Origin of the sequence: Cyclobacterium sp. (genome assembly GCF_014762705.1) — a bacterium.
Classification (GTDB): Bacteria; Bacteroidota; Bacteroidia; order Cytophagales; family Cyclobacteriaceae; genus Cyclobacterium.
In genome coordinates this window covers 113,174-126,447 of the sequence record NZ_JABURL010000095.1, presented here as the reverse complement: position 1 = coordinate 126,447, position 13,274 = coordinate 113,174, and the positions used below count along the sequence as shown (strand labels likewise).

General features: G+C 40.9%; 24 protein-coding genes. All 24 read right to left on the bottom strand.

What is annotated here, in order from left to right:
- Nucleotides 1-127: 127 nt before the first annotated feature.
- On the bottom strand, nucleotides 128-1,405 hold the full coding sequence (gene eno, locus HUJ21_RS18810; protein WP_291372070.1) for a phosphopyruvate hydratase: 1,278 nt from the start codon (nucleotides 1,403-1,405) through the stop codon (nucleotides 128-130).
- A 22-nt stretch (nucleotides 1,406-1,427) separates the two neighbouring features.
- The gene (carA, locus tag HUJ21_RS18805) at nucleotides 1,428-2,519 is read right to left on the bottom strand and encodes a glutamine-hydrolyzing carbamoyl-phosphate synthase small subunit (protein ID WP_291372069.1); all 1,092 of its coding nucleotides are present in this window, start codon (nucleotides 2,517-2,519) and stop codon (nucleotides 1,428-1,430) included.
- 127 nt (nucleotides 2,520-2,646) lie between these two features.
- Nucleotides 2,647-3,291: a 50S ribosomal protein L17 gene (rplQ, locus tag HUJ21_RS18800; RefSeq protein ID WP_291372068.1), complete on the bottom strand. Its 645-nt coding sequence runs from the start codon at nucleotides 3,289-3,291 to the stop codon at nucleotides 2,647-2,649.
- Nucleotides 3,292-3,296: 5 nt separating this feature from the next.
- A complete protein-coding gene (locus tag HUJ21_RS18795) occupies nucleotides 3,297-4,286 on the bottom strand; it encodes a DNA-directed RNA polymerase subunit alpha (protein WP_166147523.1) in 990 nt (329 codons plus the stop codon).
- 31 nt (nucleotides 4,287-4,317) lie between these two features.
- Nucleotides 4,318-4,923, bottom strand: a complete 606-nt coding sequence (rpsD, locus tag HUJ21_RS18790) for a 30S ribosomal protein S4 (RefSeq protein ID WP_291372067.1) — start codon at nucleotides 4,921-4,923, stop codon at nucleotides 4,318-4,320.
- A 17-nt stretch (nucleotides 4,924-4,940) separates the two neighbouring features.
- The gene (rpsK, locus tag HUJ21_RS18785) at nucleotides 4,941-5,339 is read right to left on the bottom strand and encodes a 30S ribosomal protein S11 (RefSeq protein WP_014020645.1); all 399 of its coding nucleotides are present in this window, start codon (nucleotides 5,337-5,339) and stop codon (nucleotides 4,941-4,943) included.
- A 15-nt stretch (nucleotides 5,340-5,354) separates the two neighbouring features.
- Nucleotides 5,355-5,732, bottom strand: coding sequence for a 30S ribosomal protein S13 (gene rpsM, locus HUJ21_RS18780; protein WP_166147512.1), 378 nt, complete (start codon nucleotides 5,730-5,732; stop codon nucleotides 5,355-5,357).
- Nucleotides 5,733-5,737: 5 nt separating this feature from the next.
- Nucleotides 5,738-5,854 carry a 50S ribosomal protein L36 gene (gene rpmJ, locus HUJ21_RS18775; protein ID WP_009034194.1) on the bottom strand — a complete coding sequence of 39 codons (117 nt, stop codon included), beginning with the start codon at nucleotides 5,852-5,854 and terminating at the stop codon, nucleotides 5,738-5,740.
- Between the two features lie 51 nt (nucleotides 5,855-5,905).
- Nucleotides 5,906-6,124: a translation initiation factor IF-1 gene (gene infA / locus HUJ21_RS18770; RefSeq protein WP_073095415.1), complete on the bottom strand. Its 219-nt coding sequence runs from the start codon at nucleotides 6,122-6,124 to the stop codon at nucleotides 5,906-5,908.
- A gap of 2 nt (nucleotides 6,125-6,126) precedes the next feature.
- On the bottom strand, nucleotides 6,127-6,900 hold the full coding sequence (map, locus tag HUJ21_RS18765) for a type I methionyl aminopeptidase (RefSeq protein ID WP_166147510.1): 774 nt from the start codon (nucleotides 6,898-6,900) through the stop codon (nucleotides 6,127-6,129).
- A 2-nt stretch (nucleotides 6,901-6,902) separates the two neighbouring features.
- Nucleotides 6,903-8,219, bottom strand: a complete 1,317-nt coding sequence (gene secY, locus HUJ21_RS18760) for a preprotein translocase subunit SecY (protein ID WP_166147508.1) — start codon at nucleotides 8,217-8,219, stop codon at nucleotides 6,903-6,905.
- 3 nt (nucleotides 8,220-8,222) lie between these two features.
- Nucleotides 8,223-8,669 carry a 50S ribosomal protein L15 gene (rplO, locus tag HUJ21_RS18755; RefSeq protein ID WP_291372066.1) on the bottom strand — a complete coding sequence of 149 codons (447 nt, stop codon included), beginning with the start codon at nucleotides 8,667-8,669 and terminating at the stop codon, nucleotides 8,223-8,225.
- A 53-nt stretch (nucleotides 8,670-8,722) separates the two neighbouring features.
- Nucleotides 8,723-8,902, bottom strand: coding sequence for a 50S ribosomal protein L30 (gene rpmD, locus HUJ21_RS18750; RefSeq protein ID WP_222851987.1), 180 nt, complete (start codon nucleotides 8,900-8,902; stop codon nucleotides 8,723-8,725).
- 4 nt (nucleotides 8,903-8,906) lie between these two features.
- Nucleotides 8,907-9,425, bottom strand: coding sequence for a 30S ribosomal protein S5 (gene rpsE, locus HUJ21_RS18745; RefSeq protein WP_166147502.1), 519 nt, complete (start codon nucleotides 9,423-9,425; stop codon nucleotides 8,907-8,909).
- A gap of 5 nt (nucleotides 9,426-9,430) precedes the next feature.
- Nucleotides 9,431-9,781: a 50S ribosomal protein L18 gene (gene rplR, locus HUJ21_RS18740; protein ID WP_166147500.1), complete on the bottom strand. Its 351-nt coding sequence runs from the start codon at nucleotides 9,779-9,781 to the stop codon at nucleotides 9,431-9,433.
- A 7-nt stretch (nucleotides 9,782-9,788) separates the two neighbouring features.
- Complete coding sequence (gene rplF, locus HUJ21_RS18735; RefSeq protein ID WP_166147498.1) at nucleotides 9,789-10,346, bottom strand: 50S ribosomal protein L6; 558 nt, start codon at nucleotides 10,344-10,346, stop codon at nucleotides 9,789-9,791.
- Between the two features lie 9 nt (nucleotides 10,347-10,355).
- Nucleotides 10,356-10,751: a 30S ribosomal protein S8 gene (rpsH, locus tag HUJ21_RS18730; protein ID WP_166147496.1), complete on the bottom strand. Its 396-nt coding sequence runs from the start codon at nucleotides 10,749-10,751 to the stop codon at nucleotides 10,356-10,358.
- An 83-nt stretch (nucleotides 10,752-10,834) separates the two neighbouring features.
- The gene (gene rpsN, locus HUJ21_RS18725; RefSeq protein WP_026956459.1) at nucleotides 10,835-11,104 is read right to left on the bottom strand and encodes a 30S ribosomal protein S14; all 270 of its coding nucleotides are present in this window, start codon (nucleotides 11,102-11,104) and stop codon (nucleotides 10,835-10,837) included.
- Nucleotides 11,104-11,667: a 50S ribosomal protein L5 gene (rplE, locus tag HUJ21_RS18720; RefSeq protein ID WP_291372065.1), complete on the bottom strand. Its 564-nt coding sequence runs from the start codon at nucleotides 11,665-11,667 to the stop codon at nucleotides 11,104-11,106. The genes rpsN and rplE overlap by 1 nt, the downstream gene beginning before the upstream one ends.
- Nucleotides 11,660-12,004 (bottom strand): 50S ribosomal protein L24, encoded by a 345-nt coding sequence (gene rplX / locus HUJ21_RS18715; RefSeq protein WP_166147492.1) that lies wholly within the window; start codon nucleotides 12,002-12,004, stop codon nucleotides 11,660-11,662. Before rplX ends, rplE begins: the two co-directional genes overlap by 8 nt.
- 2 nt (nucleotides 12,005-12,006) lie before the next feature.
- On the bottom strand, nucleotides 12,007-12,375 hold the full coding sequence (gene rplN, locus HUJ21_RS18710) for a 50S ribosomal protein L14 (protein WP_166147491.1): 369 nt from the start codon (nucleotides 12,373-12,375) through the stop codon (nucleotides 12,007-12,009).
- A gap of 3 nt (nucleotides 12,376-12,378) precedes the next feature.
- Nucleotides 12,379-12,642 carry a 30S ribosomal protein S17 gene (gene rpsQ / locus HUJ21_RS18705; RefSeq protein ID WP_166147489.1) on the bottom strand — a complete coding sequence of 88 codons (264 nt, stop codon included), beginning with the start codon at nucleotides 12,640-12,642 and terminating at the stop codon, nucleotides 12,379-12,381.
- A gap of 8 nt (nucleotides 12,643-12,650) precedes the next feature.
- A complete protein-coding gene (gene rpmC / locus HUJ21_RS18700) occupies nucleotides 12,651-12,845 on the bottom strand; it encodes a 50S ribosomal protein L29 (RefSeq protein WP_163380330.1) in 195 nt (64 codons plus the stop codon).
- A gap of 4 nt (nucleotides 12,846-12,849) precedes the next feature.
- Complete coding sequence (rplP, locus tag HUJ21_RS18695; protein WP_073095403.1) at nucleotides 12,850-13,272, bottom strand: 50S ribosomal protein L16; 423 nt, start codon at nucleotides 13,270-13,272, stop codon at nucleotides 12,850-12,852.
- Between the last annotated feature and the right edge of the window lie 2 nt (nucleotides 13,273-13,274).

Here is a 13,274-nt window from a genome sequence, read left to right as displayed (position 1 = left end):
CTGTAGGGAGGAAAATAAACAAATAGCCCCTTTATTAAAATAAAAAACCCTTTAAAGGCTAATTCCTAAAAAGGGTTTTGATTGCAATTTGCACTCAGGTTTTGACTTTACCTGAATCGATGCTGCATTAAAATTTCAATCCTGGGAAATAAGCGGAATCCCCAAGTTGCTCTTCAATTCTCAACAACTGATTGTATTTTGCCATCCTGTCTGAACGGGAGGCGGATCCGGTTTTGATTTGACCTGTATTGAGTGCCACAGCCAGGTCCGCAATAGTAGAATCTTCCGTTTCTCCTGATCTGTGGGACATCACCGATTTGTATTTGTTTCGGTGGCAGAGGTCCACGGCGTTTATGGTTTCTGTCAAAGATCCGATTTGGTTTACCTTTACCAAAAGCGCATTGGCTATTTTCTCATCTATACCTTTCTGTAACCTTTCCACATTGGTAACAAAAAGGTCATCGCCAACGATTTGGATTTTATCGCCAACTGATTCCGTCATCATTTTCCAACCCTTCCAATCGTCTTCCTGCATGCCATCTTCGATAGATTTTATGGGGTATTTATTCACCCATTCGGTCCAGTAGTTGGCCATCTGCTCCGAGGTCAATTCATCACCTGTGGATTTTTTAAATACATACAATCCCCTTTCCTCATCATAAAATTCAGAGGAGGCAGGATCCATGGCAATAAAAACGTCTTCGCCAGGACGAAACCCTGCTTTTTCAATGGCTTGTAAAACCACCTCTATGGCTTCCACATTGTTTTTAAGATCCGGCGCAAAACCTCCCTCATCACCTACATTGGTGGAAAGTCCTTTGCTCTTCAAAACGGCTTTCAATTCATGGAAAATCTGGGCTCCCATCCTAAGGGATTCGGAAAATGAAGATGCCCCTGCTGGCATTACCATAAACTCCTGAAAATCAATACCATTATCTGCATGTGAACCACCATTCAAAATGTTCATCATGGGTACAGGCAGAGTATTGGCGTTTACACCTCCGATATAACGGTATAATGGCTGTCCTGATTCCATGGCCGCTGCTTTGGCCACGGCAAGAGAAACACCCAGGATGGCGTTTGCTCCCAGTTTGGATTTATTTTTGGTTCCATCCAGACCAAGCATCATCTGATCAATTTGATTTTGTTCAAAAACGTCAAAACCAATTAATTCCGGAGCGATTACATCGTTTACATTGGCAACTGCCTTGAGGACTCCTTTGCCCATATATACACTTTTGTCTCCATCTCTCAGTTCTACTGCTTCGTGTACACCAGTTGAGGCTCCACTTGGGACAGCAGCCCTTCCAAAGGCACCATTATCGGTAAATACATCTACTTCCACCGTAGGGTTGCCCCTGGAATCTAAAATTTGTCTTGCGTGTATGGATTGTATCAATGTCATAACAAAATATAATGTTTAAGATTTAATTCTTTAATAATGAAATAAATTGTTCAAATAAATACCTGGAATCATGAGGTCCGGGAGAACTTTCAGGATGGAATTGAACAGAAAAAGCCGGCTTATCTTTCACTTTTATCCCAGCCACAGTTTCATCATTGAGATGTAAATGAGTAATTTCCAATCTATCTGAAAGATCAATGTCCTTCCTGCTAACAACAAAACCATGGTTTTGTGAAGTGATCTCACTTTTTCCGGTAATAAGGTTTTTAATGGGGTGATTAAGTCCGCGGTGGCCATGATGCATTTTATAGGTGGAAATACCACAGGCTCTGGCCAGAAGCTGATGCCCAAGACATATACCAAACAAAGGTTTATTATTGTCTAATATTTCTTTGGTTGTATTCACCGCATATTCCATGACAGCAGGGTCTCCGGGACCATTGGAAAGAAAATAAGCGTCGGGCTTCCATTCCTCCATTTCAGCAAAGGTAGTCTTGGCAGGAAAAACCTTACAATAAACCCCTCGTTCTGCAAAACACCTGAGAATATTTTTTTTGATGCCATAATCGACGCAGGCCACTCTCAATTTTGCCTTTTCATCACCATGGTAATAAGGTGTTTTGGTAGAAACCTGGGATGACAGTTCGAGCCCATTCATGTCCGGAACCTTATCCAATTCTTTTTTCAAGGCATCCAGATCTTCTATTTCTGAACTGATAATGGCATTCATCGCTCCTTTGGACCGGATATGCCTGACCAGCTTCCGCGTATCCACATCGGCAATGCCCGTGATACCGTGACGTTCCAGGTATCCTTGCAGGGATTCCTTTGCATCAAGGCGGCTGTAGATTTCAGAAAAGTCATTGACAACAATACCCGCAATTAGAGGATGATCTGATTCTTCATCTTCTTCAACTACCCCGTAATTGCCGATATGAGGCGTTGTGTTAACGATGATTTGCCCTGTATAGGAAGGATCGGTATAGATTTCCTGATAGCCGGTCATGCCGGTATTGAAGCAAATTTCTCCGCCATTGGTACCATGACTACCTACTAAACTACCAGTAAAGACGGTTCCATCTGCTAAAAGGAGGGTGGCTTTTTTCTTGTTCATATTAATTTTTGATAGGCAAATTTAATAATTTTATCATAAGTAGTAGAAAGCATTCAAAGAAAAGGACACAAAAAAGGGATTGAACAAAAGCCCAATCCCCAATTCATTTCATCCGATAAAACATATATCACTCTGATTTTTTATCGTCATCCTTTTTATCTGCATCGTCCCCTGCTTTATCAGCATTGTCCTCAGCAGAAGACTCGGGTGATTCAGCAGCACTGTCTGAAGGGGCTTCGGCCTTTTCTTCCGCAGCCGTATCCTTGGCTTTTTTCTTGGCCTTAGGCTTTTCTTTCTCCTCTTTAACTTCTTCTGCCACAGGAACATCTGCAGCATCACTGCTCTTACCAGATCCTCTTCGGCTTCTTCTACGGCCAGACTTTTTAGCAGGCTGATCATCTTTCAATAACAGCTCATTGTAATCGACCAGTTCAATGATACACATCTCTGCATTATCACCAAGTCTGAAACCGGTTTTTATGATTCTGGTATAGCCTCCAGGACGGGTACCTATTTTTTCCACAACTTCCCCAAAAAGAAGTTTGATAGCTTCCTTGTTTTTCAGGTACCCAAATGCAATCCTTCTGTTGTGTGTAGTATCCTCTTTTGCCTTTGTAATCAAAGGTTCAATATATTTCCTCAGCTCTTTGGCTTTGGCAAGGGTAGTACTGATCCGCTTGTGTTCCAAGAGAGACTTGGCCATATTTGAAAGCATGGCCTTTCTATGTGAGGCGGTTCTACCTAAATGGTTAAATTTCTTACCGTGTCTCATTTTAATTATTCTTCATCAAGTTTATACTTAGAAAGATCCATACCGAAAGTCAGGCCTTTTTCCTGGATCAACTGCTCCAATTCTGCCAGGGATTTTTTACCAAAATTCCTGAATTTCATCATGTCGGAAATCTCCAGCTTGGCCAGGTCACCCAATGTTTTTACATCAGCTGCCTTCAAACAATTATAAGCCCTTACGGAAAGATCCAGATCACTCAGAGAAGTTTTTAACAATTTCCTCATGTGCAGGTACTCTTCATCAATAGGCTCAATGGCACCACTGCCAGGCGCATCAATGACCATTGTTTGATCGGAAAACAACATGAAATGCTGAATAAGAATCTTAGCGGACTCCTGCAATGCCTTCTCAGGGTGAATGGAACCGTCAGTGCTAACCTCCATGATCAGTTGCTCATAATCGGTCTTTTGCTCCACCCGGGTATTTTCAATCCTGTATTTCACATTTTTAATGGGCGTAAAAATAGCATCAACAGAAATGGTTCCGTATAGCTGTTCTTTCGGCTTGGATTCCTCTGCAGGAAGATATCCCCTTCCCTTATCCACGCTGAGTTCGATTTCGAGGGTTTTGGAATCATCCAGATGACATATGACCAATTCAGGATTCAATATTTCAAATGAGGTGGTAAATTTAGCTATATCACCAGCAGTAAAAACATCTTTATTCTTAACCTCGACCGTAATCTTATTGTCGATGGCATCATGGATCTTCTTAAACCTAACCTGTTTTAGGTTAAGAATAATGTCAGTCACGTCTTCAACCACTCCCTCTATACTGGAAAATTCATGCACCACACCGGGTAATTTTACCGCAGTAATGGCATATCCCTCCAGCGAAGACAAAAGAATCCTTCTAAGGGCGTTACCAATGGTTACCCCGTATCCTTTTTCAAGTGGTTTGAAGGTAAACAGACCATGAAAATCATCTGCTTTTTCCATTACCACCTTCTCTGGCATTTGAAATGCTAATATGGACATATCTTAATTCTTTTTTTAGGAATGTAAATGATTACTTAGAGTACAATTCAACTATCAGTTGTTCTTTGATGTTCTCCGGAATATCTTCCCTCAAAGGAACACTAACAAACTTGCCGCTTAGGGAACCATTGTCCCATTCCAACCAACTATATCTGGTAGTCCCTCTGCCTCTAAGGCTTTCGGTAATTGCTTCTAATGATTTGGACTTTTCCCTTACTCCAACCACATCACCGGGTTTTAAAAGAAAAGAAGGGATGTTTACCAATTCACCATTAACAAGGATATGTTTGTGGGAAACCAATTGTCTGGCACCTCTCCTGGTCGGAGCGATCCCCAAACGATAAACGGTATTATCCAAACGGGCTTCCAGCAATTGCAACAGGTTTTCACCGGTTACGCCTTTTTTTCTGGAAGCAATATTGAACATTTTAGCAAATTGCCTTTCCAATACACCATAGATGTATTTTGCTTTTTGTTTTTCCATCAATTGGATGGCAAATTCAGACTGCTTTTTCCTTCTGCCTCTACCATGCATCCCCGGAGGATAATTTTTCTTCTGAAGCACTTTGCTTTGCCCTTCAATGGGCTCGCCAAATTTTCTGGCAATTTTTGCTTTTGGACCTCTATATCTAGCCATGCTTATTTTTCTTTAAATTAAACTCTTCTGCGTTTTGGAGGACGACATCCATTGTGTGGTAACGGAGTAACATCAGTGATGGTGGTTACATCCAAACCAACATTCTGGAGGGTTCTTATAGCAGATTCTCTGCCCGCTCCCGGACCCTTAACAAAAACCTCGATTTTCCGCAAACCAAGATCGTATGCTACTTGTCCACAGTTTTGGGCAGCCATCTGAGCAGCATAAGGCGTATTCTTCTTAGAACCCCTGAATCCCATCTTACCAGCAGAAGCCCAGGAAATAACCTGACCTGAATTGTTGGTAATAGAGATAATGATATTATTAAAGGAAGCTTTGATATGGGCTTGTCCAACCGCTTCAACTTTAACAACCCGCTTCTTAGCTTTTGTCTTTTCGTTTCTTTTCTGAGCCATAATCTATGTCAGGATTTATTTAGTCGCTTTCTTCTTATTGGCAACAGTTTTTCTCTTACCTTTTCTGGTTCTGGCGTTATTTTTTGTTTTCTGACCACGGACAGGCAAACCTTTCCTATGCCTCAAACCCCTGTAACAACCAATATCCATCAACCTTTTAATACTCAACTGTACCTCGGATTTTAGAACACCCTCTGTTTTGTGCTCTTCAGCAATGATGTTCCTGATAGCGGTAGATTCATCATCATCCCATTCTCCTGCTTTCTTGTCTAAAGAAATTCCTGCCTTAGTAAGAATGGCCCTGGCTGTACTCCTGCCAATACCAAAAATATAAGTAAGGCCTACTTCACCACGTTTATTGTCTGGTATATCGACACCTGCAATTCTAGCCATAGTATTTAACCTTGTCTTTGTTTAAACTTTGGATTCTTCTTGTTGATCACGTAAAGTTTTCCTTTCCTCCGGATTACTTTACAGTCAACACTTCTTTTTTTAATAGATGCTTTAACTTTCATATCAATACTAATTTTCTAATATTCGATGCTGTCATTTGCTCTTTCCGCTGTTTACTTGTAGCGGTAAACTATCCTCCCCTTTGAGAGATCATAGGGAGACATTTCCAGTTTTACCTTGTCTCCTGGTAAAATTTTGATATAGTTCATCCGCATTTTACCGGAAATATGAGCAATAAGTTGATGACCATTTTCCAGTTCCACTTTAAACATTGCATTGGACAATGCCTCCACAATGGTGCCGTCCTGCTCTATAGATGCCTGTTTAGCCATAATTAAGATTTAAAATTCTCTTCTATATAACGATGGGTTGTCAATATTTCTGTTCTGTCCTCAAATATGGCCACAGTGTGTTCATAATGAGCAGAGGGCTTCCGGTCCGCTGTTCTAATGGTCCAGCCATCTCTTTCCTGAACGATATTCCTGGTACCCAAATTAACCATGGGCTCAATGGCAAGGACCATTCCTTGTTTTAATTTGGCTCCGCTACCTCTTTTGCCCCAATTGGGAACTTCAGGGGCTTCGTGAAGCTGTTTGCCAAGACCATGACCTACCAACTCCCTCACTATCGTATACCCTTTCGCTTCAATAAATTTTTGAATACTGTTTCCTATATCGCCAACACGATTACCAAAAACAGCTTTTTCTATCCCAACATAAAGGGATTCCTTGGTAGCATTAAGCAGCTCAATAACTTTGGGGGAAACTTCACCAACAGGGTAAGTATAAGCGGAATCGCTATGAAAACCTTGGTGAAAGACTCCACAATCTATTGAGATTATATCGCCATCTTTCAAAACATACTGACTGGGAAATCCATGAACTACTACTTCATTCACGGATATACACAATGAAGCTGGAAAACCATTGTATCCCTTAAATGAAGGAACTCCATGGTGGTCCCGAATAAATTCCTCAGCAATTTTATCTAAAGAAGCAGTCTTTACTCCTTCTTTCACATGTTTGGCTACCTCGCCATGCGCTTTTCCTAAAATCTGCGCACTTTCTTTTATAATTTCAATTTCCTCTTCAGTCTTAAACTGTATCATATTTAAGCTACAGCGTAACTTGAAGGATCATTTTTCATGTTACCACTTTTCATCATTCCTTCATAATGTCTCATCAACAGATAACTTTCAATCTGCCTCAAAGTATCCAAAATAACTCCGACCATAATAAGCAGAGAAGTTCCTCCATAAAATTGGGCAAACTCCCCACTCACTCCGGCGATAATGGCAAAGGCTGGCATGATGGCCACCAGGGCCAGTAAAATGGAACCTGGCAGCGTAATTCTGGAAATAATATTGTCAATGAACTCGGAGGTTGGAGCACCAGGTTTGATACCTGGGACAAAACCGCCGTTTCTTTTCATATCCTCTGCAATCTGTTCCGGATTCACCGTGATAGCGGTGTAGAAGAATGTAAAAAGAATGATCATCAGCGCAAATACCAGGTTGTACTGCCATGAGGTGAAATCAGAAAATGTAGTCCCTATATAAGCAGCAATATCACTTGATTCAGCCCAAATTTGAGCAATAAGCGCAGGAAGAAACATCAGGGATTGTGCAAATATAATGGGCATTACTCCTGAGGCATTCACTTTGATAGGGATGTACTGGCGTTGACCACCATATACCTTCCCACCAACAACTTGCTTGGCATATTGAACCGGTATCCTTCTGACAGCCTCTGTCAAAGCCACTACCCCAACTACAACGAAAAACAAAATCACGGCTTCAAGGATCAGTAAGAGTATTCCACCTCCACCTTTTGATAAACTTTCTGAAATAATAGCTCCTGGTAGGGCTGAAATAATCCCTATCATAATCAACATGGATATACCATTACCAATACCCTTTTCAGTAATCTTTTCGCCTATCCACATACAAAACATGGTTCCGGATGTAAGCAAAATGAGTGCTGATACCATGAAGAGGGTCTTATCAATCATAATGGCCTCATCTGGAATAGTGGCTGTTATGTAACCAATCCCCTGGGCAAAAGTAATCAGTATGGTCAGGATCCGTGTAATTTGATTGATCCTCTTTCTACCGGATTCCCCTTCCTTTTGCAATTTCTGAAAATACGGTACCCCAACAGTCAACAATTGCAGGACAATTGAAGCAGATATGTAGGGCATAATACCCAAACCAAATATGGAAGCCCTACTGAAAGAACCACCCAGGAAGGTATCAATCAACCCGAAGATACCTGAGGCAGCTTCTCCAAGACGACTGGGATCTACCCCCGGAAGGACCACAAAAGAGCCGATCCTGAAAACAATAAGTAATCCTATTGTATTCAAAATTCGGATTCTCAAATCCTCAATCGAAAAGATGTTCTTTACTGTTGTGATAAACTTTTTCATGAATTAAATCTTATTAGCAGATCCTCCAACTTTTTCAATAGCAGCAATAGCTGAAGCGGAGAAGCTGTGGGCACTTACATTTACTTTCGAGGTAAGTTCGCCCCTTCCAAGCACTTTTACAAGATCTTTTTTGGAAACTAAACCATTTTCACGTAATACGTCCAAATCGATCGTATCAATACTCAGATTAGTAACCAGTTCCTGTATCTTGTCTAAATTGATTGCCTGGTATGCCACTCTGTTATGACTGGTAAAACCAAACTTTGGAACCCTACGTTGTAAGGGCATCTGCCCACCTTCGAAGCCAAGTTTTGTTTTATAACCAGATCTGGATTTAGCACCTTTATGACCTCTGGTGGAAGTACCTCCCCTACCGGAACCCTGGCCCCTACCAATTCTTTTTCTGGTTTTGATGGAACCTTCGGCTGGTTTTAATGTATGTAATTTCATTTTATATCTATTTTCTACTGGTCTAAAACTCGGCAAGCTTTAAAGCTTCCGGTTTAAACATCCTGAACCTTAACTAAATGGCTGATTTTCTTGATCAATCCCTGCATCTGTGGGGTATTTTCCACTTCTACCGTTCTATTGATCTTACCTAATCCCAGAGCTGTTATCGTTGCTTTCTGATTTTTAGGTCGTTTTATAATGCTTCTGATCTGTGTTACTTTAACCTTAGCCATAAATTTAACCGTTAAATACTTTAGATAATTTAACTCTCCTTTGCTGAGATACAGCAATGGCGTCCCTAAGATTGACCAGGGCATCAATGGTTGCTTTTACCACATTATGCGGATTGGAAGAGCCTTTTGACTTGGCCAGGATATCGGTATATCCGGCGCTTTCCAGTACTGCACGCATGGCTCCACCGGCCAAAACACCTGTACCGGGAGCTGCTGGTTTGATCAATACCAAACCTCCTCCATACTTACCCAGCTGATCATGGGGAATGGTACCTTTCAGTAAAGGAACCTGAATAAGGTTTTTCTTGGCGTCTTCAACTCCTTTGGTAATGGCATCGGTAACCTCATTGGCCTTACCCAGACCAAATCCGACAACTCCTTTTCCATCACCAACAACTACTATGGCGGAAAAAGAGAACCTACGTCCACCTTTTACCACTTTAGCCACCCGGTTAATGGCAACTACCTTTTCACTTAATTCTGTATCTGTAGCCCGAATGGGTTTTTTACTTGTTTGGGACATAATGATTAAAATTTAAGGCCTCCTTCTCTGGCACCATCGGCCAAAGCTTTTACATTTCCATGATAAAGATACCCGCTTCTGTCGAAAACTACTTCATTCAAACCATTGGCTACCGCTTTTTCAGCAAGCTTTTTACCAACTTCCTTCGAAACGGTAATATTTATATTTTTACTGGAACCTAATTCCTTAGAGGACGCAGCTGCTAGCGTTTGCCCCTTTAAATCGTCAACCAATTGTGCGTAAATCCCTGTATTACTTTTGAACACAGAAAGTCTTGGCCTGGCATCGGTACCGGAAATCTTTCTTCGGATACCTCTTTTTATTCTCAGTCTTCTTGTTTTTTTCTTGAAAGCCATCTTCTAATTATTTTTTAGCAGCAGTTTTACCAGCTTTACGTCTAATGTGCTCACCAACAAATCTTACACCCTTACCTTTGAAAGGCTCAACTTTACGCAGGGATTTGATTTTAGCGGCAACCTGTCCGATTAATTCTTTGTCAATTCCCTCAAGTGAAATCAATGGATTCTTTCCTTTGGGAGTTTCAGTTTTGATAGCTATTTCCTGGGGAACCAACAAAAATATATTGTGTGAATAACCCAGTGAAAGTTCAAGAATCTGACCTTGATTGGTAGCCTTATAGCCTACACCTACAAGTTCCAGGTCTTTTTTATATCCTTCATGAACCCCGACAACCATATTGTTTACCAGAGAACGAAAAAGTCCATGCAGGGATTTATGACGCTTTGAATCAGTTGGTCTTTCAAATACCACTTGATTGTCCGCAACTTTTACTGATATATCAGGATTTACCTCCTGTACCAGTGTACCTTTGGGACCTTTAACAGTTACCTGATTGTGATCAGAAACGTCTACAGTCACACCCGCAGGTATATTTATCGGTTTTTTACCTATTCTAGACATATCAATTTTTTAATAAACGTAACAAAGGACTTCTCCACCCACGCCTTCAACACGGGCTTCCTTGTCAGTCATCACCCCCTTGGAGGTGGAAATAATTGCAATTCCCAAACCATTGATTACTCTTGGAAGGGAATCCTTACTCACATATTTTCTTAAACCTGGCTTACTGATACGAGAAAGGCTAACAATGGAATTTTCCTTTGTCTGTGGATTGTACTTCAAGGCTATTTTTATAGTACCCTGAGGACCCTCCTCAACAAATTTGTAATTTTGTATGTAACCTTTTTCAAAAAGAACTTTAGTTAGTTCTTTTTTCATGTTCGAAGCAGGTATTTCTACTATCCGGTGAGAAGCCTTGATGGCATTCCTCAATCTGGTTAGATAATCAGCTATTGGATCAGTCATATTTGTATTAGTCTAACTGCAAAACCCTAATGGGCCCGCAAAGTTACACAATGAAATTTAGAATAAAAACTATTATATAATTTTTACCAGCTAGACTTGGTTACACCCGGAATTTTCCCTGCTGAAGCCATCTCTCTGAAAGTCACCCTATTGATACCGAATTTTCTCATGTATCCTTTGGGTCTGCCGGTAAGCTTGCATCTGTTATGAAGCCTTACTGGAGAAGCATTCTTGGGAAGCTTATCCAAGGCTTCGTAGTCACCAGCAGCTTTTAGTTCAGCACGTTTTTTAGCATATTTCGCTACCAAACGTTCTCTTTTTCTTTCGCGGGCCTTTATCGATTCTCTTGCCATTATTCTTCTTCTTTATTTTTATTAACAAAAGGCATTCCCAGAGATTTTAATAAGGCATATGCTTCCTCATCATTATTGGTATTGGTAACCAAGGTAATGTCCATACCGGAAATCCTGTTTACTTTATCAATACTGATCTCAGGAAATATGATTTGTTCAGTCACTCCGAGCGTGTAATTGCCACGACCGTCAAATCCTTTATCAGAAATACCCTTAAAATCCCTAACCCTGGGCAAGGCAATGCTTACCAGCCTGTCAAGAAATTCGTACATCCTGTCACCTCTTAAAGTAACTTTTGCACCGATAGGCATTCCATCTCTCAACTTAAAATTGGATATGGAGACCTTAGCTTTGGTAGCTACAGCTCTTTGCCCGGTGATCAGCGTAAGTTCCTCTACACCCTGATCCACCAATTTTTTGTCAGCGACCGCAGCTCCAATACCTTTGTTCAAAACTATCTTGGTAAGTTTGGGAACCTGCATCACACTTGTAAACTGAAATTTATCCTTCAGCTCCGAAGTGATTTCCTTGTCGAACTTTTCTTTTAATCTAGGTTTAGCCATTGATCACCTCCCCGGTTTTCTTAGAGTACCTTACTAATTTTCCGTCTTCATTTTTCTTTCTTCCAATTCTGGTAGCTTCTCCGGTTTTGGGATCTACCAATTTTAGATTACTGATATGAATCGGCGCTTCTTTCTTTTCAATACCTCCCTGAGGTGAATTTGCAGTTGGTTTGATATGTTTGGTTACCATATTCAAACCCTCAACAATTGCCCTTCTCTTGGTTTGGTCAACTGAAAGGATTTTTCCTTTTTTGCCTTTGTCATCACCTGAAATTACCAAAACGGTATCTCCGGATTTGATGTGCAATTTAGGTTGTTTGTTAAATTTTCTTTCCATTTTTACAATACTTCAGGGGCCAGTGATACAATTTTCATAAACTGTCGCTCCCTCAGTTCCCTGGCCACAGGGCCAAAAATACGGGTACCTCTGGGTTCGTCATTGTTATTCAAAAGTACGGCCGCATTATCTTCAAACCGGATATATGAGCCGTCTTTTCTACGGACTTCCTTTCTGGTCCTTACTATTACTGCTTTGGAAACAGTGCCTTTTTTCATGTTACTGGACGAAATGGCCGATTTAACAGACACGACAACCTTGTCTCCAATAGAAGCATACCTTCTCTTGGTTCCTCCCAAAACTCGGATTACAAGCACTTCTTTTGCGCCTGAATTGTCCGCTACGCTTAATCTGGATTCTTGCTGTATCATGATTTATAAAGCCCTTTCTATTATTTCGACCAATCTCCAACGTTTACTCTTACTCAGCGGACGCGTTTCACTGATTTTCACCAGGTCTCCCGGATTACAATCATTGTTTTCGTCATGAGCCATGAATTTGGTAGTCTTACCAACAAATTTACCGTACATGGGGTGTTTTACTCTTCTCTCCACAGCTACGGTAATGGATTTATCCATTTTGTTGCTCACTACTTTACCTATTCTTTCTTTACGAAGGTTTCTTTCTGTAGTAGCCATTTTGTTATTTATTTAGCTAGTTGTTTGGCTCGTAAAAAAGTATTCAACCTTGCGACCAAACGCCTTGATTCTTTGATTCTATTAGGATTCTCAATAGGAGAAATGGCATGAGCAAAACGAAGTTTTGTCAGGTTCTCCTTCTCCGCAGCTATGCGTGATATAATTTCGCTCTCCGTAAGAGCATTGATTTCTGAATTTTTCATTGCTTTATGATCCAACGTAATCTCTACGTACGACAAATTTGGTACTTACAGGAAGCTTTTGTTGTGCTAATCGCAAGGCTTCCTGGGCTACTTCTACAGGTACACCTGTAGCTTCAAAGAGGATTGTCCCCGGCTTGATCACTGCAACCCAATATTCGGGAGCTCCTTTACCTTTACCCATCCTTACTTCTGCAGGTTTTTTGGTAATGGGTTTATCTGGAAAAATCCTTATCCAAACCTGACCTTCCCTTTTCATTGCTCTTGTCATCGCAATACGGGCAGCTTCTATTTGTCTAGAGGTGATCCATCCAGGCTCAAGGGATTTGATTCCAAAATTGCCAAAGGCCAGGGTATGACCTCTCTGGGCAATTCCCTTGATCCTCCCCTTGTGCATTTTTCTAAATTTCGTTCTTCTTGGCTGTAACATGA

Coding starts and splice junctions, on each gene's coding strand:
- eno (WP_291372070.1), bottom strand. CDS start 1,405: ATGACATTGATACAATCCATACACGCAAGACAAATTTTAGATTCCAGG.
- HUJ21_RS18795 (WP_166147523.1), bottom strand. CDS start 4,286: ATGTCCATATTAGCATTTCAAATGCCAGAGAAGGTGGTAATGGAAAAA.
- rpsK (WP_014020645.1), bottom strand. CDS start 5,339: ATGGCTCAGAAAAGAAACGAAAAGACAAAAGCTAAGAAGCGGGTTGTT.
- rpsH (WP_166147496.1), bottom strand. CDS start 10,751: ATGACTGATCCAATAGCTGATTATCTAACCAGATTGAGGAATGCCATC.
- rplR (WP_166147500.1), bottom strand. CDS start 9,781: ATGGCTTTCAAGAAAAAAACAAGAAGACTGAGAATAAAAAGAGGTATC.
- rplF (WP_166147498.1), bottom strand. CDS start 10,346: ATGTCTAGAATAGGTAAAAAACCGATAAATATACCTGCGGGTGTGACT.
- rplE (WP_291372065.1), bottom strand. CDS start 11,667: ATGGCTAAACCTAGATTAAAAGAAAAGTTCGACAAGGAAATCACTTCG.
- rplP (WP_073095403.1), bottom strand. CDS start 13,272: ATGTTACAGCCAAGAAGAACGAAATTTAGAAAAATGCACAAGGGGAGG.
- carA (WP_291372069.1), bottom strand. CDS start 2,519: ATGAACAAGAAAAAAGCCACCCTCCTTTTAGCAGATGGAACCGTCTTT.
- rpsE (WP_166147502.1), bottom strand. CDS start 9,425: ATGTCCCAAACAAGTAAAAAACCCATTCGGGCTACAGATACAGAATTA.
- rpmD (WP_222851987.1), bottom strand. CDS start 8,902: ATGGCTAAGGTTAAAGTAACACAGATCAGAAGCATTATAAAACGACCT.
- rpsN (WP_026956459.1), bottom strand. CDS start 11,104: ATGGCAAGAGAATCGATAAAGGCCCGCGAAAGAAAAAGAGAACGTTTG.
- rplQ (WP_291372068.1), bottom strand. CDS start 3,291: ATGAGACACGGTAAGAAATTTAACCATTTAGGTAGAACCGCCTCACAT.
- rpmC (WP_163380330.1), bottom strand. CDS start 12,845: ATGAAAAATTCAGAAATCAATGCTCTTACGGAGAGCGAAATTATATCA.
- rpsD (WP_291372067.1), bottom strand. CDS start 4,923: ATGGCTAGATATAGAGGTCCAAAAGCAAAAATTGCCAGAAAATTTGGC.
- rplO (WP_291372066.1), bottom strand. CDS start 8,669: ATGAAATTACATACATTAAAACCAGCCGAAGGTTCCATCAAAACCAGA.
- infA (WP_073095415.1), bottom strand. CDS start 6,124: ATGGCTAAACAGGCATCTATAGAGCAGGACGGCACCATTGTGGAGGCA.
- secY (WP_166147508.1), bottom strand. CDS start 8,219: ATGAAAAAGTTTATCACAACAGTAAAGAACATCTTTTCGATTGAGGAT.
- rplX (WP_166147492.1), bottom strand. CDS start 12,004: ATGGAAAGAAAATTTAACAAACAACCTAAATTGCACATCAAATCCGGA.
- rpsM (WP_166147512.1), bottom strand. CDS start 5,732: ATGGCTAGAATTGCAGGTGTCGATATACCAGACAATAAACGTGGTGAA.
- rpsQ (WP_166147489.1), bottom strand. CDS start 12,642: ATGGCTACTACAGAAAGAAACCTTCGTAAAGAAAGAATAGGTAAAGTA.
- map (WP_166147510.1), bottom strand. CDS start 6,900: ATGATACAGTTTAAGACTGAAGAGGAAATTGAAATTATAAAAGAAAGT.
- rpmJ (WP_009034194.1), bottom strand. CDS start 5,854: ATGAAAGTTAAAGCATCTATTAAAAAAAGAAGTGTTGACTGTAAAGTA.
- rplN (WP_166147491.1), bottom strand. CDS start 12,375: ATGATACAGCAAGAATCCAGATTAAGCGTAGCGGACAATTCAGGCGCA.